Source organism: Myroides sp. TSA_177.3, assembly GCF_052691955.1.
Genome location: NZ_JBQZGD010000006.1, coordinates 15,330 through 34,770 on the forward strand (window position 1 = coordinate 15,330; position 19,441 = coordinate 34,770).

General features: G+C 36.0%; 19 protein-coding genes. 14 read left to right on the forward strand and 5 right to left on the reverse strand.

Annotation, left to right across the window (positions count from 1 at the left end):
* Positions 1–18: 18 nt before the first annotated feature.
* On the forward strand, positions 19–921 hold the full coding sequence (locus ACUTSE_RS07670; protein ID WP_445639779.1) for an OmpA family protein: 903 nt from the start codon (positions 19–21) through the stop codon (positions 919–921).
* A 147-nt stretch (positions 922–1,068) separates the two neighbouring features.
* Positions 1,069–2,415: a mechanosensitive ion channel family protein gene (locus tag ACUTSE_RS07675; protein ID WP_445639780.1), complete on the forward strand. Its 1,347-nt coding sequence runs from the start codon at positions 1,069–1,071 to the stop codon at positions 2,413–2,415.
* 38 nt (positions 2,416–2,453) lie between these two features.
* Here the strand turns inward: ACUTSE_RS07675 and xseB are convergent, their stop codons facing one another.
* Positions 2,454–2,648: an exodeoxyribonuclease VII small subunit gene (gene xseB / locus ACUTSE_RS07680; protein ID WP_002988310.1), complete on the reverse strand. Its 195-nt coding sequence runs from the start codon at positions 2,646–2,648 to the stop codon at positions 2,454–2,456.
* Positions 2,609–4,096 carry an exodeoxyribonuclease VII large subunit gene (gene xseA, locus ACUTSE_RS07685; protein WP_445639781.1) on the reverse strand — a complete coding sequence of 496 codons (1,488 nt, stop codon included), beginning with the start codon at positions 4,094–4,096 and terminating at the stop codon, positions 2,609–2,611. Before xseA ends, xseB begins: the two co-directional genes overlap by 40 nt.
* A gap of 176 nt (positions 4,097–4,272) precedes the next feature.
* On the opposite strand from xseA, the gene dut reads away from it, so the two are divergent.
* The 6 genes from dut to amaB all read left to right on the forward strand — a co-directional run bounded on the left by dut (position 4,273) and on the right by amaB (position 10,228).
* Positions 4,273–4,710 (forward strand): dUTP diphosphatase, encoded by a 438-nt coding sequence (gene dut / locus ACUTSE_RS07690; RefSeq protein ID WP_445639782.1) that lies wholly within the window; start codon positions 4,273–4,275, stop codon positions 4,708–4,710.
* Positions 4,711–4,735: 25 nt separating this feature from the next.
* The gene (locus tag ACUTSE_RS07695; RefSeq protein ID WP_002988318.1) at positions 4,736–5,746 is read left to right on the forward strand and encodes a sugar phosphate nucleotidyltransferase; all 1,011 of its coding nucleotides are present in this window, start codon (positions 4,736–4,738) and stop codon (positions 5,744–5,746) included.
* Between the two features lie 86 nt (positions 5,747–5,832).
* Positions 5,833–6,606: a DUF4292 domain-containing protein gene (locus tag ACUTSE_RS07700; protein WP_002988321.1), complete on the forward strand. Its 774-nt coding sequence runs from the start codon at positions 5,833–5,835 to the stop codon at positions 6,604–6,606.
* Positions 6,607–6,645: 39 nt separating this feature from the next.
* Entirely contained in the window at positions 6,646–7,905 is a 1,260-nt protein-coding gene (locus ACUTSE_RS07705; protein WP_002988325.1) for a murein hydrolase activator EnvC family protein, read from the forward strand.
* Between the two features lie 15 nt (positions 7,906–7,920).
* Complete coding sequence (locus ACUTSE_RS07710) at positions 7,921–8,442, forward strand: 3-hydroxyanthranilate 3,4-dioxygenase (RefSeq protein ID WP_445639783.1); 522 nt, start codon at positions 7,921–7,923, stop codon at positions 8,440–8,442.
* A 238-nt stretch (positions 8,443–8,680) separates the two neighbouring features.
* Positions 8,681–10,228, forward strand: coding sequence for an L-piperidine-6-carboxylate dehydrogenase (gene amaB / locus ACUTSE_RS07715; protein WP_445639784.1), 1,548 nt, complete (start codon positions 8,681–8,683; stop codon positions 10,226–10,228).
* 62 nt (positions 10,229–10,290) lie between these two features.
* Here amaB and ACUTSE_RS07720 read toward each other — a convergent pair whose 3' ends face one another.
* From ACUTSE_RS07720 to ACUTSE_RS07730, 3 genes are read right to left on the reverse strand one after another with little or no spacing between them, the layout of a single operon-like run.
* The gene (locus tag ACUTSE_RS07720; protein ID WP_445639785.1) at positions 10,291–10,848 is read right to left on the reverse strand and encodes a DUF3575 domain-containing protein; all 558 of its coding nucleotides are present in this window, start codon (positions 10,846–10,848) and stop codon (positions 10,291–10,293) included.
* Positions 10,849–10,891: 43 nt separating this feature from the next.
* Positions 10,892–11,623 carry a metallophosphoesterase family protein gene (locus ACUTSE_RS07725; protein WP_445639786.1) on the reverse strand — a complete coding sequence of 244 codons (732 nt, stop codon included), beginning with the start codon at positions 11,621–11,623 and terminating at the stop codon, positions 10,892–10,894.
* Positions 11,616–12,764 (reverse strand): DUF5929 domain-containing protein, encoded by a 1,149-nt coding sequence (locus tag ACUTSE_RS07730; RefSeq protein WP_445639787.1) that lies wholly within the window; start codon positions 12,762–12,764, stop codon positions 11,616–11,618. The genes ACUTSE_RS07725 and ACUTSE_RS07730 overlap by 8 nt, the downstream gene beginning before the upstream one ends.
* Before the next feature lie 167 nt (positions 12,765–12,931).
* Here ACUTSE_RS07730 and ACUTSE_RS07735 point away from each other — a divergent pair, with 167 nt between their 5' ends.
* The 6 genes from ACUTSE_RS07735 to ACUTSE_RS07760 all read left to right on the forward strand — a co-directional run bounded on the left by ACUTSE_RS07735 (position 12,932) and on the right by ACUTSE_RS07760 (position 19,436).
* The gene (locus ACUTSE_RS07735) at positions 12,932–13,936 is read left to right on the forward strand and encodes an AAA family ATPase (RefSeq protein ID WP_002988342.1); all 1,005 of its coding nucleotides are present in this window, start codon (positions 12,932–12,934) and stop codon (positions 13,934–13,936) included.
* A gap of 85 nt (positions 13,937–14,021) precedes the next feature.
* Positions 14,022–14,885 carry a DUF58 domain-containing protein gene (locus ACUTSE_RS07740; protein ID WP_002988345.1) on the forward strand — a complete coding sequence of 288 codons (864 nt, stop codon included), beginning with the start codon at positions 14,022–14,024 and terminating at the stop codon, positions 14,883–14,885.
* A gap of 1 nt (position 14,886) precedes the next feature.
* The gene (locus ACUTSE_RS07745) at positions 14,887–16,518 is read left to right on the forward strand and encodes a BatD family protein (protein ID WP_445639788.1); all 1,632 of its coding nucleotides are present in this window, start codon (positions 14,887–14,889) and stop codon (positions 16,516–16,518) included.
* 2 nt (positions 16,519–16,520) lie between these two features.
* Positions 16,521–17,522: a vWA domain-containing protein gene (locus ACUTSE_RS07750; protein WP_002988351.1), complete on the forward strand. Its 1,002-nt coding sequence runs from the start codon at positions 16,521–16,523 to the stop codon at positions 17,520–17,522.
* 7 nt (positions 17,523–17,529) lie between these two features.
* Entirely contained in the window at positions 17,530–18,561 is a 1,032-nt protein-coding gene (locus ACUTSE_RS07755) for a vWA domain-containing protein (RefSeq protein WP_002988353.1), read from the forward strand.
* 20 nt (positions 18,562–18,581) lie between these two features.
* The gene (locus ACUTSE_RS07760; RefSeq protein WP_445639789.1) at positions 18,582–19,436 is read left to right on the forward strand and encodes a tetratricopeptide repeat protein; all 855 of its coding nucleotides are present in this window, start codon (positions 18,582–18,584) and stop codon (positions 19,434–19,436) included.
* Positions 19,437–19,441 lie beyond the last annotated feature (5 nt).

The following is a 19,441-nucleotide window of genomic DNA, read 5'->3' on the forward strand; positions in this document are numbered from 1 at the left end:
AACCTAAAATTTATCCTTATGATAAAAAGACTGTCCATCGGTTTATTAACACTAACACTACTATCCTCTTGTGTAACAAGAAGACTCTACAATGAACTTGACCAAGATTATCAAATGACCTTGGATGATAACCAGCGCTTAGCAGACGAGTTAGCTACACTCAATAGTTCCATGAGTGATTTGGAGCAAGCCAAAAAGCAATTGGCCCAACAACTGAAAGACTTACAGCAAGAACGTCAAAATTTAAATGCAGAGATTTCAGCGGCTCAAAACAGATTACAAGACTTACAGCATTCTTATACCAATCTAGAAAAACACAGTGAGGAATCACTACAAGCAGAAGCGGCAAGGCTAGCAAAAGCAAAAGCTGAACTAGATTTAAAATCTAAACGTGTACAAGAGCTTGAAGGTATTTTAGCGGCGAATGACAAACAAATGAAGGCGCTAAAGGATAACTTATCACAAGCCTTAAATGCCTTTGAAGGTAGAGGATTAACCATTGAACAGAAAAATGGTAAAGTATATGTTTCCATGGAAAATAAGCTACTTTTCAAATCGGGTAGTTGGTCTGTCAACGATGAAGGGCGAAATGCAGTAGTAGAATTAGGTAAAGTACTCGCTACAAATCCGGATATTTCTGTCTTGATTGAAGGACATACAGACAATGATAAGGTTTTGGGTAATTTAGGTGATGGAGTTCAAAATAACTGGGATCTATCGACCAAACGCGCATTGGCCATTGTTTCTATTTTAACGGAGAATGCATCAATCGACAAAAAGAATCTTACCGCAGCTGGACGAAGCGAATATGCACCTCTTATGAGCAATAGCACAACCGAAGGCAAAGCTAAAAATAGACGTATTGAGGTCATTCTTACGCCTAACCTAGATAAGATTAATGATATGCTAAACCAATTATAATGGATATTCAAAAAGCTCTATAATTAAATTTATAGAGCTTTTTTTAAAACAACAGCACTTTCTTTTAGTTATTTGCCATAGCCTTAACATAAAAAGCGTTTTTTATTGTTTATCTTGCATAATCACATTCAAACACATCCAAATACAATGTATTTTCTATCCCTTGATCCAAAGGACATCAACGATATTATTAATTTGAGTGATTTAAATATCATTTACAAATGGTTTTTTGATTCCCTCCATTTTTTACAACTAAACGAACAAGAAACTCACGTTGTCACCACAGGTGTACTGCTTTTAGCCTTTTCACTCTGTATGGTTGTGCTCGATTATATCTTAAAAAATATCGTGATTGTCATCGCGAGGAAATATGCTGCAACAAGCAAAACCCAATTAGATGATATCATAATAAACAATAAGGTTCTGCACAATATCACGCATTTGATTCCTGTAACCTTAGCGCGTATTCTATTCCCTATCTTTTTCATCGGGTTTCCCAATGTCATTAGCTTTGTACTCTCACTAACCAATATCTTATTTGTTGTGGTTGTAACTTTGCTTTTGCGTTCTTTGATTCGTTCTAGTAGAGATTATGCCCGAACAAAACCACGATTAGCAGATAAACCCATCGATAGTTATTCTCAGGTATCAAGTATTATTTTATACTTTTTCTCTGCTATCATTATCTTTTCTATTATTACAGGAAAAGACCCCGTTACTTTTCTAGTATCCTTAGGTGCGGCATCTGCTATTCTTATGTTGGTCTTTAAAGATACCATCATGGGGTTTGTGGCGAGTATACAAGTTTCTACCAACGATATGGTTCGCGTAGGAGATTGGATTGAAATGGCCAAATTTGGTGCGGATGGAACGGTATTGGAAATCAACCTAAGTACCGTAAAAGTCCAAAATTTCGATAAGACTATTACGACAATCCCAACCTATTTATTGATTAGTGATTCGTTTAAGAACTATCGCGGCATGCAAAATTCAGGAGGACGCCGAATCAAACGAAGTATTAACATCAAAATGTCGTCGATTCGCTTTTTAGAACCTCATGAAATCAATGAATTAAAAAAGATTCAATTACTTAAACCTTATATAGAGGAAAGACAAAAGGAAATTGATGAATATAATATCAGCACCAATGCTGATCAATCCATGCCTGTGAATGGACGTCGTATGACGAATATTGGTTTATTTAGGGCATACGTATTACGCTATGCACAACAAAATCAAAATATTCACAAAGAATACCATTTAATGGTACGTCATTTACAACCAACAGAACATGGTTTACCTATTGAATTGTATATGTTTACGAATAGTACTGTTTGGGCTTTTTATGAAACTGTCATGGCTGATATCTTTGACCACGTCTTAGCGGCTATCGATTACTTCCATTTAGAGGTATTCGAATTACCTTCTTCTGATGATGTTCGACAGTTCATCGCCAATAGCAATGACCTATCTAAAAACCCACATCAACCATAACAAAGTAGATCCAATAGTTGCAATCACTTTGCTTGCAACTATTGGTCTAACTTATTGATTATTTTCTCTATCTTCTCTTCTGTTGATGTAAGTTTTTTCTTACAAAAAACAATCAACTGAGAAGCGCGTTCTACTTTTTCAGCTAATTCATCTACTGTAACTTCATCGTTTTTTAATGCCGTAAGAATCTGATCTAATTCTGCTGCGGCTTTTTCATATGTAAGTTTTTCCATGCTGTTACTTCTTCTATGCTTGCTAGCGTAATTTTATATTGTTTGTTATATAAGGTCAATTCTAATTCATCTCCTTGCTGTAAGACGGTCTGTTCCGTCACTACCATCCCTTGATGTCGGATTATAGCAAATCCTCTCTTCAATAGATGCTCTATATCATATAAAGACAATAAAGCTGTCGTTTGCGTCAATTGAAGATTCACTCGCGTTAAGGGATGTCGCACTTGAGTCGTTATCATCTCCTGTAAAAGGTGAAGCTGCTGCTGTTCCAAAGCTACTTTTTGTTTCCCCCACAAACTCAATCGTGCAACGTGATCATATAAAACATTGTTTCTCTTCTTTAATAGGGTCGTAGTTTCAACGGCTATGGCTTGTTCCTTCCATCTCAAATCACTCTTAGCTACTTGGGTCAACTGTTTTACCAAATACCCCAAGGCTGTAGATTGTTGCGTTAATTTAGCTTCTTCTTCCATCAAATGAGAAGTACTTAAATTCGTTACTCTTTCCTCTACTTGCTGAAGTGCTGTTTGGTAGTAGGTTACAACTCTTTTTGCATTTTCTCTTATTCCCTGTTCCATCTGCTCTAAGAATACCTGAAACTGAAGTGCTCTTTCAATGATAAAGGCGGCCACGGCACTTGGGGTTTTAAAATAAGTATGGGCAACATAATCAGCCACTGTACTATCTGTTTCATGGCCAATTCCCGTGAAAACGGCTTGAGGCATTTGTGCAATTTGCTCTGCTACACCTATGGCATTAAAGACATCCAAATCAAATTTCGATCCTCCACCTCGAATCAAAACCACAACATCAAATACTCCTTGTGCAACAACCTCCAACTGTTTGATGATATTGGTACTTGCTTCTTCCCCCTGTACCTGTGTATCAAAATATGTCAAGTTAAAAGCAAAATGATAGGGATTCTGTATCAAATGCTGCACAAAATCCTCATATCCCGATGTTCCAATAGAACCTACAACGGCAATATTTTGAAGGACCAACGGATGCGATTGATTCTTATTGAGCTGAAGCAATCCCTTTTGCTGTAATTGCATCAAGGCCATTTGCTTTTTGCGTTCAATCTCTCCTAAACTAAAAGCATAATCTACGTGAATAACATGTAAGGAAAAACCATATACAGGATGGAATATAGCCTCACCATAACATAAGATCTCAGCACCTTCTTTGACAACCTTATCTAATTCTTCCCCTCCATCAATCACGCAGCGTTCCACATTGCGCTGCCAAATCGTAGCTCGACATCGTGCCAAAACCTGATTATCTACCTGCTCCACTAATTCTAAATAGTAGTGTCCGCGACGATCTTTATTCACTTTGAGTACCTCTACTTTAACCCAAAAGTATTTCCCCAGCATAAGTTCATCAAAAACTTGCTGAACGCGATTTAGGATAGCGTGTAGGGTAAATATTTTTCTATTTTCTAACATAAGATACGAAATACGAAAGTACAAAATTAAACGGGTTGATCTTTCTTTTTTGAATTTCATTCACAATGCTCCTTGTACTTGCTCTTTCAAAAAACTACATAGGAAAACTAAACCTCAATTATTTAATTGTCGGAACAAACCTTTATATTTGTCGCTGTATTTTAATATTATTCTGTATGACATCTGTAAAAATTATAAATAAATCTCAGCATGCTTTGCCTCATTATGAAACAACGCAATCTGCTGGAATGGACTTAAGAGCCAATCTTACTGCGCCTATTACATTAAACAGTTTAGAAAGAGCGATTGTACCTACTGGATTATTTATCGAATTACCTGAAGGATATGAAGCGCAAATCAGACCAAGAAGTGGTTTAGCAGCTAAAAAAGGAATTACCTTATTGAATTCACCAGGTACTATTGATGCAGATTATAGAGGAGAGATTGGAATTATTTTAGTCAATCTATCGAAAGAGCCTTTTGTTGTTGAAAATGGAGAGCGCATCGCTCAAATGGTGATTGCAAAATATGAACAAATCCAATGGGAAGATGCAGATGCACTTTCAGAGACCACGCGTGGTGCGGGAGGATTTGGAAGCACAGGAACGAAATAAAAACGAAAAATAAATAAGCTACAAAATGAAAATCATTGTACCTATGGCTGGACGTGGATCGCGTTTACGCCCGCATACCCTTACTACACCCAAACCTTTAATTCCAATTGCAGGAAAGCCAATTGTACATCGATTGGTGGAGGATATTGCCAAGGTTTTAAATGACAAAATTGAAGAAATCGCATTTATTATTCACGAAAGCTTCGGTAAACAAACAGAAAAAGACCTGATTGCTATTGCTGAAAAGTTAGGAGCAAAAGGAACGATTTGTTATCAGAATGAAGCTTTAGGAACGGCACATGCTATTTTGTGTGCGAAAGAAAGTATGTCTGGTCCTATCGTAGTAGCTTATGCTGATACGTTATTCCGTGCAGATTTCAATTTAGACAAAACTGCAGATAGCGTAATCTGGGTGAAACAAGTAGAAGACCCAAGTGCATTTGGTGTGGTTCAACTTAATGACAAAAATGAAATTGTCGATTTTGTGGAAAAACCAGCCACTTTTGTCTCAGACTTAGCGATTATTGGAATCTACTTTTTCAAAAGTGGAGAAACATTGCGCAAAGAATTAGAATTCTTATTGGATAATAACATCATTAAAGGTGGAGAATACCAACTGACAGATGCATTAGAAAATATGAAACAAAAAGGGATGCGTTTTGTTCCAGGACAAGTGGATGAATGGATGGACTGCGGAAACAAAGATGTTACGGTTGATACCAACAATCGCATGTTAACCTTCTTAGAAGCAGAAAACAGCAACTATGTTTCATCATCTGTTCAACTAGAAAACAGTACCATTATCCCTCCTTGTTATATTGGAGATAACGTCGTACTAAAAAATGCAACAATTGGTCCAAATGTATCATTAGGTGATCATTCTAAAGTAGAAAATGCTACGATTAAAAATAGTTTAATTCAAACACACGCTTTTATTGCAAATGCTAATTTGGACAATGCTATGATTGGAAATCACGCCAAATACAACGGAAATCATACCAATATCAGTATTGGTGATTATTCTGTTTTAGACTAAAATACTATTAAATCCGTTTTAAATTTCTTTAAAACGGATTTTTTTTATCTATATTCGATGTACTAAACCATTTAGCTACAAAAACTATGAAAAAGATTGCGTTCCTATGCCTTACAAGTTTATTATTTATCAGCTGTAAAAAAGGAGGAGAAGGGTTTTTATTGCGAGAATCAGATGCAACAAAATCAAAAACGGCATTGGTCATTTTGAATGATCACGCTAAAAATGCACAGAATTTCGAAACCGTTACCCTAAAAGGAACAGCACAGTATAAAACGGAAGAAGAGAACTACAAAATTGGGCTTGAGGTTTTAATTGAAAAAGACAAACAGATCCAACTCAATATCCGCTATTCGGACATCCTCGTTAGTAAAGCATTAATCACACCTGACGGCATCCAATACTATGAAAAATTCCATGAAAATGCTTTTCAAGGTGGATATGATGTTTTAACCAAATTCATAGGTGCTGATGTAAACTTCAACCGCTTTCAAAACCTGTTATTAGGCCAAGTCTTAGACAGTCAAAATAGCGGAGAATATGTGGCTAGTATTGAAGATGGGTTACACAAAGTAAGTTCACCTGAACAAGAAGAACTACAATCTACTTACTTTTTCGAAGATGAAAATACACTTTTGAAAAAAGAAGCGATTACAGAACGCAACTCCAATCGAAAAGTAACTATCTCGTATCCAGGTTATCAAAAAGTAAAAAACTTTATTGTCCCAACAGAAATAAATATTCTAGCGGAAGAAGAAAAAACCATAAATTTGGATATTCGTTACAGAAAAGTTTCGTTTAACGAAGATTTACAAATTAATTATGCAGTTCCTAAGGGGTACAAACTCATTAATTTGTAAAAATTCCGTAATATTGTATGGCTTAAGAAGTACACCGCTATGAAAAAAACCTACTGCTCTATATTGTTCATTTTAATGGCATTGCCTTTGTGTGCTCAACAAAAAGAGACACAAGAACAGTTAGAACGCAGAAAGCAACAGATTGTGATTGAGATCAAGTCTGTACAGCAGTTACTACACAAGGAGCAAACCAAAGAACGCAATATTTTAGCTGAGATTGACGAAATTAACCGTAAAGTCACCCTGAACAGACAGTTAATCAGCAATGTTCGCAAGCAGATTAATATCACCACAAACAATATTGCTAAAAATCAAAAAGAGGCGAATGCTTTAGCTAAAGAATTAGATCAGCTTAAGCAAGATTATGCCAAAACAATTGTAAAAGCGTACAAGAGTAGATCCAATCAGAGCAAAATGATGTTTATTCTCTCTTCTGAAAACTTCTTTCAGGCTTATAAACGCGTACAATATTTAAAGCAATATGCTGATTTCAGAAAACAACAGGGAGAAGAACTGAAAGAAAAAACAATATTGCTTAATGAAGCTTTGGCTAAACTTGAAGTTGAAAAAGAAAAACAACGCAAGCTTTTAGCAGAACAAGAAGCGAACGAAAAGAACTTAAAACAAGATTTAACGGCACAACAAGAACTTGTATCTATTGTGAAGAAGGATCAGAAAAAGTTCAACGAGCAAATCAAGAAAAAACAAGATGAAACCAAAGCAATTGATCGCAAAATACAGCAATTGATTCGCGAGGCCATTGAAGAAGCAAATAGAAAAGCCCGAGAAGCAGCTGCAAAAGCGGGTAAAACCACAACTAAATCAACAGCAACTAGTTCTGCTGCGGCTACTTTTGAACTAACACCAGAAGGAAAATTAGTAGCTGATAATTTCAAAGCCAACCGTGGAAAATTACCATGGCCAGTGGAGAAAGGTTATGTATCTCTACCTTATGGAGATCAGCCACACCCGGTACAAACACACTTAACTGTCCACAACAGTGGAGTGGAGATTACCACAGAATCCAATGCTAAAGCAAGGGCTATTTTTGAAGGAGAAGTATTACAAGTACAAGTTTTATCTGGAGGAAATAAAGCCGTGTTAATTCAGCATGGAGATTATATTACCGTATATCAAAATCTACGTGATGTTACCGTTCAAAAAGGCGATAAAGTAAGTTTAAAGCAAACTATCGGAACAATTAACACAAACAGCGCTGGAAAAACTGTTTTAAAATTCTTACTTTCGCACAACTCCAATATTGATAACCCTCAAAATTGGTTGAGTAGAAGTAACTAAACGCATTTTTATCCTATGAGTAATGCCGTAGCCTTTAATCTTTTACAGTGGGTGAATGAAAATAAAGACCTACTGAAACCACCTGTATCAAATAAGAATCTTTTTGTCGATTCGAAAGATTATATCATTATGGTTGTTGGAGGTCCTAATAATCGCAAAGACTTTCACTACAACGAGAATGAAGAATTTTTCTTTCAATTAGAAGGAACAATCTATATTGATATCCAAGAAGATGGGCAGCGTAAACGTATTACACTTAACCCTGGAGACATCTATCTCCTACCAGCTAAAATGCCTCATGCCCCTATTCGCACAGCTAATTCTGTAGGCTTAGTTGTAGAAACAAAGCGAAAAGAAGCCCATGCAAAAGATGGTTTGATTTGGTATTGTGAAAACTGCAACGAGAAATTACATGAAGTTTATTTCGAATTGACGGACATCGAAACGGATTTCCTTCCTCATTTTAAGCATTTTTACCAATCCGAGGAATTGAGAACCTGCTCGCACTGTAATTGCGTGATGGATGCAGTTCCATAATCTCCCTCAAACAGGCGAAAACACACCGTATTTTTTTGTTTCAAAGCAATCTAAAGCTTCTGACTAACAACCTAATTAGAATTTTACAATTAGCACAAAATAAACGTTGCTTTTATTCCAAATAATTGACAACAACTTAATAATATAGCAAAATGAAGTGTTTTTATTAACACCTCTTAGCTAAAATTATTTTTATATCTTAGCAAAGAACTATCTTATAAACTATAAAAGAAGAATAATGGCAACAACAAATGACCAATTTGGAATTTTGGATGCGATGAAGCATTTAGGACTTGAGGAAGTAAACAATGGTACTTCAACAGGTTTGAACTCATTTTCTAACGGAAGAATTATCGAATCATACTCACCTGTAAATGGTGAATTAATAGGAAAAGTAAAAGCTACAACAGCTGAAGATTACGAAAAAGTAATGCAAACAGCACAAGAGGCTTACGAATCTTGGAAATTAGTTCCTGCACCGAAAAGAGGAGATATCGTTCGTCAAATCGGAGAAGAATTACGCGCCAATAAAGAACACCTTGGAAAACTTGTTTCTTATGAAATGGGTAAAAGTTTACAAGAAGGTTTAGGTGAAGTTCAAGAAATGATTGACATCTGTGATTTCGCAGTAGGATTATCTCGTCAATTATACGGTTTAACTATGCACTCAGAAAGACCAATGCACAGAATGTATGAGCAATGGCATCCAATCGGAATTGTAGGTGTTATTTCTGCTTTCAACTTCCCAGTGGCTGTTTGGAGCTGGAATACAATGATTGCTTGGGTTTGTGGAGACGTTTGTGTATGGAAACCAAGTTCAAAAACACCTTTGTGTGCAGTTGCTTGTCAAAATATTATCGCAAAAGTATTCAAAGCAAACGACATCCAAGAAGGAGTATGTAACTTAGTAGTTGGAAACGAATGTGGAGATTTAATGAACAATGACCACAGAATTCCATTAGTATCTTTCACAGGATCAACTCGTATTGGTCGTCACGTATCAAAAACAGTTGCTGAGCGTTTTGGAAACACTATTTTAGAATTAGGAGGAAACAACGCAATCATCGTTTCTGAGCATGCTGATATCAACATGGTATTAGTTGGAGCAGTATTCGGAGCAGTTGGAACAGCAGGACAACGTTGTACATCAACACGTCGTTTAATTATCCACGAAAGCGTTTATGATAAAACAATCCAAGTACTACAAAGTGCGTATGCACAGTTGAAAATTGGAAACCCATTAGACGCAGCAAATCACGTTGGACCACTAATTGACAAAGGAGCTGTTCAAGATTACTTGAATGCTATTGAAAAAGCAAAACAAGAAGGTGGAAAAATCATCGTTGAAGGTGGTGTTGTAGAAGGAGCAGGATATGAAAGTGGTTGTTATGTAAAACCATGTATCATTGAAGCTAAAAACGAATTTGAAATTGTTCAAGCAGAAACGTTTGCACCAATTTTATACGTAATGAAATACAGCAACATTGAAGAAGCTATTGCAATGCAAAATGGTGTTCCTCAAGGATTATCATCATCAATCTTCACAAACAATATGCGCGAAATGGAATTATTCCTTTCACATGCAGGTTCTGATTGTGGAATTGCTAACGTTAATATCGGTACTTCAGGTGCTGAAATTGGTGGAGCTTTTGGAGGTGAAAAAGAAACAGGTGGAGGACGTGAGTCTGGATCTGATGCTTGGAAAGCTTACATGAGAAGACAAACAAACACAATTAACTACGGAAGTCAACTTCCATTAGCACAAGGTATTAAATTTGATTTTTAATCGAATACAACCATAAAAAAAGACGTCTAATAGACGTCTTTTTTGTTTTTATCTCTTTTTGATTAAAAGCGGTAACCAATCATAACTCCTGCATTGAATTCGATAGCAGAGAAACGATCATTTACTTCACTACTAAAGTTTCGAGCAATATTTGCAAAAGGTTCAATAGCGAAAGAATCTCCCATCGTCCATTTATATCCAACCCCGAGACCTAGAATAAAGCTATTCATATCCGTTTTTACACGCTCTAATCCATCAATTTCTGCATTAAATCTATCTTCTTTAAAGTTACCAAAACGGTACTTGATAAAAGGAGAAACAGAATACCCACTTCCGTTGGCATCATTTTTACCTCCAAAATAGAATTTATAGTTTAAAGCTAAACTCGTTGTATTAAACTTTTGGTCTTTGCTTTTACTTTCGTGATAGTACGAAAAGCGATCCATAAAATGCACATCTAATCCAACAGATTGATTATGGTCAATAAAATGCTCATAACCCAATTCAATTGAAGGCACTGCAATGGCATTAAGAATATTTACCTTAACCTCATTCACAGCTTGTGCTTTGGCGCCTAATATTCCACCGATTAAAAAAGCAGTTGCGATTATTTTTTTCATTTGTTCTAAACTTTGCCTACAAATATATAATTTTTTACCATTATTAATGATTTCTTCCCTCTTCTGTTGGATATAAATCAGCTACAACATCACTTTGCCAGTATTCTTTTGTCTCAATATCCATGGCGCTTATTTTTCCTAAGAAAGCAGCTCCTGTATCTATATTCCAAACATTCGCGAAATTAACTGGTACATCAAAGCCAAAATGTGTTACAGGGGTATGCCCTATATAAATCTCCTCATGAAACTTCAAGCGTTTAGGATATAACGGACTAGATGCATCTAAGTTTGGGTCCATGGCCATCACCATTTCCCATAAGGTACGATCCCAATACAGGTACTCTTCAAAGAACTCTGCTTCTATTCCTCTTGGATTGGTAAATCCAGCATGTACAAACAATCGATTTTTCGCGTCGATATAGTAATTTTGCAAACGCTGAAAAAAAGCTAAATGTCGGGCAAACTGTTCTTCAGGTAGCTGACGATAAGCCAACACAGAAGCATCTCCCCCATTCCTAAACCACTGTGGATTTTCTTGCTTTGTCAGCATCCATTTTACTAAAAGACTCTCGTGGTTTCCTCTTAAAAACACACAAGAATGCGTTTGTTCTAGGGCTAATAAAAATTCAACGACCAAATGGGGCTCACTCCATCCATCTACATAGTCGCCTAAAAAAATCAATTGATCGGTTGGTGTTATTTGGGCTCGTTCAAAAAGTTGTTTCAAACCTTTAAATCCTCCATGTATATCTCCTATAACCAATGTTCTACTCATAACTTTCAGTTTCGTATTTCAGTTTTCGCAAGATACGCATAACTTGCTTAAAGCCTGTAAACAACTGGGGGTCATTGGCGAATTTTAAATAATCTTTAACCTCAATCAGTTCTTCTTTCGCTTGCTCAAAACCATTGAGGTAACACAACATCATATTGTAACACAATTTACTCAGTACGCGTTCTTCCTTATTCGTTAACCGCTCTCCCGTTTTTAATTTTTGAATAACCTTTAAGCTGTTTCTATAAATGTGCTCCAGAATATTCTCATTGTACTTAGGAGGCTCAAAAAGCATCTTACTCTCGAGGGCATAGCTACCGTTGTCGTAAAAATTTAAGCGTACTTCTTCAAAGGGATAATAACTTGTTCCGTCATTTAACCCAAGATTCAAATATTCCGTCAACACAAATGATTCGGTATCATAAAATAAGGTCACCACATCTAAAGAAGAGTAGAACAACTTAATTTGTTCGTTGACAAATTCAATATCCATACGCGAATAGAACGGAATACCGCGAATATTCATCTTCTTTCCGATCCAACAGATCACAAATTGCTCTTTAAATACGCTATAATTAGCGTGAATATCCTTAGAAGATTGCGTCATATAACGCACAACACTCTCCAATACGTGATTTAAATTGTTTTGAGAACTTTTTTCAATGCTCTCTACATGACTTTGATTTCCGTTGTAAACGAGTGCTCCATTGGGTACGGATGTACTCCCAACACGGGAAAAATAAGAGCCGGCTTGAATCTCACCTATAGGCCGTTTGAAAGTGGTCAAATCGGAATTTGGCGCAATGGTTACCAACCCAATCACCTTATCATCAGTAAGATCCGTAAAAGTAACATTGTCATACGTAATACTCGGTGGATTGGCAAAATAGGCATTTACTAGATTTTGAATCTTACTATCATCATAAAAATCTACACCAACTAATTCGTTATTATCGTCGTCTACTCCTACAATGATAAATGAGTTATTTTGAGGATTTGAATTAGATAAGGCACAAATATGTTTTAAAAATTTTGCTTTCCCCGATTTGGTATGTAAATTTAGCTGCCGTTTCTTATCATAGAAACTATTCTCATCATATTGGGCCAATAGATTTTTAATAAGTAATCGCTTATTAATCATAGCAAATTATTTTTTGTTCTTAAATTTATAAAAAGAAACCCATAAATCATGCCCAAATGTTGAACGGCCACTTTAGATTTAACCATCTATTAACAACTTAATAGAGAATATTTTTTGAATTTGCATGAATAATTAAATGAGCGTTATTTTCAGACAAAACTTTTATTATGGAAACACCAGGATCAAATTACGATATTCGAGAATTAAATGAACTTATAGAAAGAGAAAGTGCTTTTATTGATATCTTAACAATGGAAATGAACAAGGCTATTGTTGGACAAAAGCACATGATTGATCGATTGTTAATTGGATTACTAGGACAAGGGCACATCTTACTAGAAGGAGTACCTGGATTAGCAAAAACACTCGCGATTAATACATTATCAAAAGCTGTACACGGTAGCTTCAACAGAATTCAGTTTACGCCAGATTTATTGCCTGCCGACGTAATCGGTACGATGATTTACAACGTAAAAGAAAATGATTTTACGATCCGCAAAGGACCCGTTTTCGCTAACTTTATCTTAGCGGATGAGATTAACCGTGCTCCTGCAAAAGTACAATCTGCTCTTTTAGAGGCGATGCAAGAAAAGCAAGTAACGATTAGTGATACGACTTATCCGTTAGACAAGCCTTTCTTAGTTATGGCAACTCAAAACCCGGTAGAGCAAGAAGGGACTTACCCATTACCGGAAGCGCAAATGGACCGTTTCATGTTGAAAACAGTCATTGACTATCCAAAATTAGAAGAAGAACGCTTAGTTATTCGCCAAAATTTAGCTGGTGAAAAACAAACGATAAATCCAGTAGTAACCTTGGATCAAATCAAACGTGCACAAGAAGCCGTTAAAAAGGTTTACATGGATGAAAAAATTGAAAAGTATATCTTAGATATCATCTTTGCTACGAGATACCCAGAACAATTCAAATTAGAGAAATTAAAACCACTCATTAGTTTTGGAGCATCACCTCGTGGTAGTATCAACTTAGCCACTGCTGCTAAATGTTATGCTTTTATCAAACGAAGAGGATATGTAATTCCAGAAGATGTACGTGCCGTAGTCATCGACGTATTGCGCCACCGTATTGGAGTTACTTATGAAGCAGAAGCAGAAAGTATCACTTCTGTTGATATCATCAATCAAATTGTAAACGAAATAGAAGTGCCATAGTAGTTAAACACTGTGGATTACAACTATTTATTTCACGATTATTCCGCTCATTTAAGGAATAGTTATTTTGAATAATTCTTTTACAATGGAAACCAAAGAGATTTTAAAAAAGGTCAAAAAAATTGAGATCAAAACCAAGCGTTTAAGTGATCATATTTTTTCTGGGGAATACCACACTTCCTTTAAAGGGCGTGGTATGACTTTTTCTGAAGTGCGTCCGTATCAATTTGGCGATGATGTTCGTGCCATTGATTGGAACGTCACTGCACGTTACAATGAGCCTTATATCAAAGTTTTTGAAGAAGAAAGAGAACTTACCTTAATGCTTATGGTAGATATCAGTGCATCTGAAAACTTCGGGTCAACCGATGCATTCAAACAAGATATCATCACAGAAATAGCCGCAACTTTAGCGTTTTCTGCTACGCAAAACAACGATAAGATTGGACTTATTTTATTTTCGGACCAAATTGAATTATTCGTTCCTCCTAAAAAAGGAAAAATGCATGTATTGCGCATTATACGTGAATTGATTGATTTCAAGCCCAAGAGTCAACAAACCGATGTTGCTTTAGCCCTCGCTTACTTATCGAAAGTAATCAAGAAAAAAGCCATTGTTTTTATCCTATCTGACTTTGTTACACCTCCTTATGAAAGCACCTTAAAGATATCAGCTAAAAAGCACGATATCACAGGAATACGTATTTACGATGAGCGAGAAAAAGAACTACCTAATGTAGGGATGATTAATGCTTATGATGCAGAAACAGGACAAGAAATCATAGTCAACACAGGAAGCAAAGAGGTTAGAAATCAATATACCGCCCATTTTTTAAAACAAGAAGATCAGTTCAAGAAGACCTTTCAAAAATGTGGTGCAGGTGTAATCAACATGCGTGTAGATGAGAGTTATGTAAAAAAATTATTAGGGTATTTCAAAGCTAGATAAAATGACACTGAATAGAACAAAATACAATCTTTTAGGCGTACTTATTCTTTTGTTATCATCTCAGTTGATGTTAGCTCAGTTACCTCTTGAAACAAAGGTAGATACCACCAATATTAAAATTGGGGAACCTATAAAATATAGCATTCGCGCTATTACATCTAAAGATAGTAAAGTATTATTTCCCGAATCGGAAACATTAGGACCTTTAGAAATCTTAGATTCCTATCCTGTTGATACGATTAAGAAAGACAACTTCATTGAGTTAATTAAAATCTATGAATTAACGCAATTCGATGAAGGGAATTTTACCATTCCTGAATTACCAGTTATCATTGATGCCAAGTTATTTAAGACAGATTCTATTCGCATCAACGTTCAAAATGTTGCTGTAGATACTTTAAAAACACCTTTATACGATATTAAGTCTATTTCAAAAGCAGGAGCAGCTCCTTCTACGAGCTGGTATTACCTTGCTTTTCTTCTTTTAGCGATCGTAATTGGAGTTGTTATTTACTTTATTATTAAAAAACTACAAGATAAAAATCTTACAGAAGACGATAAGTACAGTACTCCTTTTGAAAAAGCAGTAACCAAGCTTAAGCAATTGGAAGAGAAACAGAATTGGACACGTGGAGATGCAAAACCGTATTATTCTGAGATGACGGATATTGCGCGTGCCTTTATTGAAGATACCTTTGGTATTTCTGCTCGTGAGTTAACCACTTTTGAAACAGTATCTATTTTAAAGAATACGTTACGCGATAAGGATGTCAAAATTGATCCTAAAATTATCAAAGAATTTAAGCGTGTCTTGGATACGGCTGACTTAGTAAAGTTTGCTAAATCACAACCTGCAGATAATGAAATTGTTGCAGATACGTCTAAAACACAGAATATCATTAATGAGATTAACACGGCTTATCCAATCTCTGCTGCTACTCAAACTGAACGCATTCGATTGAGAGAAGAGCGAAAAAGAAAGAGAAAGAGAGTGCGTTTTGGAATTCCAACCGCAATCTCAGCGGTATTAATCTTGTGTATTGGTATTGTTTATGTCATCAATATTACTTCAGAACAGAATCTGAGCTTATTTACGTTCAACTCTTCTAAGCGTCTCCTTCAACAAGAATGGATTAACAGTACATATGGAAGTGGTGTGGGACTAACAGTGAGTACACCAGATGTATTGGTAAGAAAGAATGACCCAACAGTTGGCGATAGTGGAATTGATGGGATAGACAATATACAGCAATTCAAAAGTGGTGAATTAGGTGATCCTATTTACATCACCCTGAGTACAATACAAACAGGTAAAGATTTCAAATACACGGAAGAAGAAATTATCGATCATTCGTTGAAGTTAATCATCAAGAATTACGACGTGGATAATATTGAATTATCTCACGAGAAATTCGAGAATGCTTCGGGCTTAACAGGATTAAAAGCCAAAGGGGATTTCACGTTGAAATTAGACAAAGGAAAAAATCAAAAAATAGCTTTTACCTGTGTATTAACACACGAAAGTAAAACCGTTTTAAATCAAGTATGGGTATTCCACCATACAGAAGATCAATATGCAGATGAGATTACTGAAAAAGTTTTTGATTCGATGCAATACAAACAAGAACAGTAACTATGAGAAACGCAACCTTTTTACATCCTGAATTCTTTTGGTTGTTTCTACTATTACCTCTTGTTATCTTCATTTGGTATAGAAACAGAAAGAGACAAAAGGCAACTATTAAATTCAGTTCGATAGCACCTTTTACAGGACATTCATCGCTTTTAGTTCGCTTATTGCCCCTGTCTATTGTACTAAAAACAGTAGCTCTGAGTGCGCTTATTGTTGCCTTGGCACGACCACAAGTGATTAGTGTAGACCATCAAATACACTCTACACATGGAATTGATATTGTAATGGCGATGGATATTTCCGGGAGTATGTTAGCTCGAGATTTAAAACCCAATCGTTTGGAAGCCTTAAAAGAAGTAGCTGCGGACTTCGTAAGTCAACGTGTAGCGGATCGCATCGGAATTGTGATTTACGCCGCAGAGGCCTATACGAAAACGCCCGTAACTAGTGATAAAACCTTACTTTTAAATTCACTTCGAGATATTAAATACTCGGATGATTTACGAGATGGAACCGCAATTGGTGTGGGATTAACCACCGCTATTAACCGTATAAAAACGAGTCCTGCGAAAAGTAAAATTATCATTTTACTAACGGATGGGGTCAATAATACAGGAACTGTTGATCCTTTAATGGCAACTCAAATTGCCAAAGAGTTCAATATTAAAATTTACACGATTGGAATAGGAACGAACGGATTAGCTGAATCTCCTGTAGGGTATGGTCCTAATGGTGAGTTGCGCTATGAGAAAATTCCTGTTGAACTGGATGAAGAATTGATGAAGACTATTGCCAAAGAAACAGGCGGGCAATATTTTAGAGCAACCAATACACAAAGCCTTAAAAATATATACGACGAAATCAATCAGCTAGAAAAAACAAAAATAGATGAGCAGAAGTATGTCAATACAGAAGAAAAATTCAGATTATTTGCTCTTCTTGCTTTTATCTTATTAGCATTAGATTTTATTCTAAGTAAAACACTTTTTAGAGGATTTATTTAATAGCATTATGTGGGAATTAGATGACAAAAAATATTTTCTTTTATTACTTGCAATAGCAGTTATTGCTTTGCTCGTGCTATGGGAAATACTATGGAAAAAGAAAGTGCAAAAAACGTTTGCAACACCAAAGGCACTGCAAGCGTTAGCTCCAAATAAATCTGCAAATAAATCCATTATCAAAGCGGGGTTATATGTAGCCGCCTTGATTTGTATCATATTTGCACTTGTCAATCCAAAAATTGGGACACGCATTGTTACGGTAAAAAGACAAGGGGTTGATATTGTTTTCACACTTGATGTTTCCAAGAGTATGCTTGCACAAGATATGGCTCCTGATCGTTTGGCGAAGATGAAACAATTGACTTCGCAAATTATCAATAGTCTCGGACCTGATCGTATTGGAATTGTAGGATACGCAGGAAGTGCATTTCCTATGTTGCCAATTACTACCGATCACTATGCAGCCAAGATGTATTTACAATCCATGAATACAGATATGGTTTCTTCTCAAGGAACAGCCTTAGAAGATGCCATCCACGTGGCAAGTAATTACTTTGACAACCCTAGAACAAGTAAGGTGATGATTCTTATTTCAGATGGGGAAGATCACGGAGAGGGTGTAGATTCATCAATCGAAATAGCAAAAGAAAAAAACATCAAGATTATTACTATTGGTGTTGGAACAGAAAAAGGAGGTCCTATTCCTATTAAAACGGCAAAGGGCATTGAATATAAAAGAGATTGGGACAACGAGATTGTTATTACTAAATTGGACCCATCCACGTTGAAACACATTGCAGATGCAACTGGAGGAAAATACTTTTATGGATCAAATACACAAGAAATTGTAGATCTAATCACAAATGAGCTCAACAAAATTGAAAAAACAGATTTCGAATCCCAACAAATAGCTGAATTTCAATCCCAATTTCAGTGGTTTTTAGGATTAGCTTTTTTACTCATTTGTATTGATTTATTCATTCTTGAACGCAAAACGAGTTGGATGAAGAAATTAAATCTCTTCAATGAAAAAGAATAATGCTTATAGTTAGTAGAAAAATGAAACATATATATTTGACCTTTGGATTGGTTCTTTTCGCTTCGCTGTCTGCTTGGGCACAATCAGCAGGTCGCGCTTTAACTGTAGGAAATGAAACCTATGAACACAAGCAATTCACTCAAGCTGAAGCGGCTTATCGTATTGCCTCATCTAAGAGTGACAAAAAGGAAACACCAACCTATAATTTAGGGAATAGTCTTATCCGCCAAAAACAGAATAAAGAGGCGATTTCAGCCTATAACAAAGCGATTAAAGAAGCGACGACTAAAACAGCTAAGCATCAAGCCTATCACAACTTGGGTAATGCTTATATGGCTGAAAAGAACTATAAAGCAGCAGAGCAAGCTTATAAAAATGCCTTGCGCAATAATCCGAAGGATGATGAAACGCGTTATAACTATGCTGTTGCGAAAAAACTAAACGAAGAAAATCCTCAAGACGATCAGAATAAAGACAATCAAGATCAGGACAACCAGGATAATCAACAAAATCAAGACAAAAACCAAGATCAGAACAAAGATCAAAATCAAGATCAGAACCAGGACAAAAATCAGGATGACAACAAGCAGAATGATAAAGGGGACGATCAAAAAGACGACAAGAAAGATCAAGGAGACAATAAAGACGATAAAAACGATAAAGACAACAAGGATAATAAAGATCAAAATAAGGATCAAAAGCCGAATCCACAGCAACAGAAACAGCAGCAAAGCAAAGAGCAGATGGAGCGTATATTAGATGCCGTGAATCGCGATGAACAAGCGGTACAACAACGTTTGATTGACAAGAATAAAAAAGGAGATAAAAAAGGCGAAGCACAAGGGGTATCAACACAACGTAAAAAAGATTGGTAAGCTTT

Excerpts from the sequence above, each read along its gene's own strand:
- ACUTSE_RS07740 (WP_002988345.1), top strand. The coding sequence starts at position 14,022 with ATGGAAACCAAAGAGATTTTAAAAAAGGTCAAAAAAATTGAGATCAAA.
- ACUTSE_RS07695 (WP_002988318.1), top strand. The coding sequence starts at position 4,736 with ATGAAAATCATTGTACCTATGGCTGGACGTGGATCGCGTTTACGCCCG.
- ACUTSE_RS07720 (WP_445639785.1), bottom strand. The coding sequence starts at position 10,848 with ATGAAAAAAATAATCGCAACTGCTTTTTTAATCGGTGGAATATTAGGC.
- ACUTSE_RS07735 (WP_002988342.1), top strand. The coding sequence starts at position 12,932 with ATGGAAACACCAGGATCAAATTACGATATTCGAGAATTAAATGAACTT.
- ACUTSE_RS07730 (WP_445639787.1), bottom strand. The coding sequence starts at position 12,764 with ATGATTAATAAGCGATTACTTATTAAAAATCTATTGGCCCAATATGAT.
- ACUTSE_RS07675 (WP_445639780.1), top strand. The coding sequence starts at position 1,069 with ATGTATTTTCTATCCCTTGATCCAAAGGACATCAACGATATTATTAAT.
- dut (WP_445639782.1), top strand. The coding sequence starts at position 4,273 with ATGACATCTGTAAAAATTATAAATAAATCTCAGCATGCTTTGCCTCAT.
- ACUTSE_RS07705 (WP_002988325.1), top strand. The coding sequence starts at position 6,646 with ATGAAAAAAACCTACTGCTCTATATTGTTCATTTTAATGGCATTGCCT.
- ACUTSE_RS07710 (WP_445639783.1), top strand. The coding sequence starts at position 7,921 with ATGAGTAATGCCGTAGCCTTTAATCTTTTACAGTGGGTGAATGAAAAT.
- ACUTSE_RS07670 (WP_445639779.1), top strand. The coding sequence starts at position 19 with ATGATAAAAAGACTGTCCATCGGTTTATTAACACTAACACTACTATCC.
- xseA (WP_445639781.1), bottom strand. The coding sequence starts at position 4,096 with ATGTTAGAAAATAGAAAAATATTTACCCTACACGCTATCCTAAATCGC.
- ACUTSE_RS07745 (WP_445639788.1), top strand. The coding sequence starts at position 14,887 with ATGACACTGAATAGAACAAAATACAATCTTTTAGGCGTACTTATTCTT.
- ACUTSE_RS07755 (WP_002988353.1), top strand. The coding sequence starts at position 17,530 with ATGTGGGAATTAGATGACAAAAAATATTTTCTTTTATTACTTGCAATA.
- ACUTSE_RS07700 (WP_002988321.1), top strand. The coding sequence starts at position 5,833 with ATGAAAAAGATTGCGTTCCTATGCCTTACAAGTTTATTATTTATCAGC.
- amaB (WP_445639784.1), top strand. The coding sequence starts at position 8,681 with ATGGCAACAACAAATGACCAATTTGGAATTTTGGATGCGATGAAGCAT.
- ACUTSE_RS07725 (WP_445639786.1), bottom strand. The coding sequence starts at position 11,623 with ATGAGTAGAACATTGGTTATAGGAGATATACATGGAGGATTTAAAGGT.
- xseB (WP_002988310.1), bottom strand. The coding sequence starts at position 2,648 with ATGGAAAAACTTACATATGAAAAAGCCGCAGCAGAATTAGATCAGATT.
- ACUTSE_RS07760 (WP_445639789.1), top strand. The coding sequence starts at position 18,582 with ATGAAACATATATATTTGACCTTTGGATTGGTTCTTTTCGCTTCGCTG.
- ACUTSE_RS07750 (WP_002988351.1), top strand. The coding sequence starts at position 16,521 with ATGAGAAACGCAACCTTTTTACATCCTGAATTCTTTTGGTTGTTTCTA.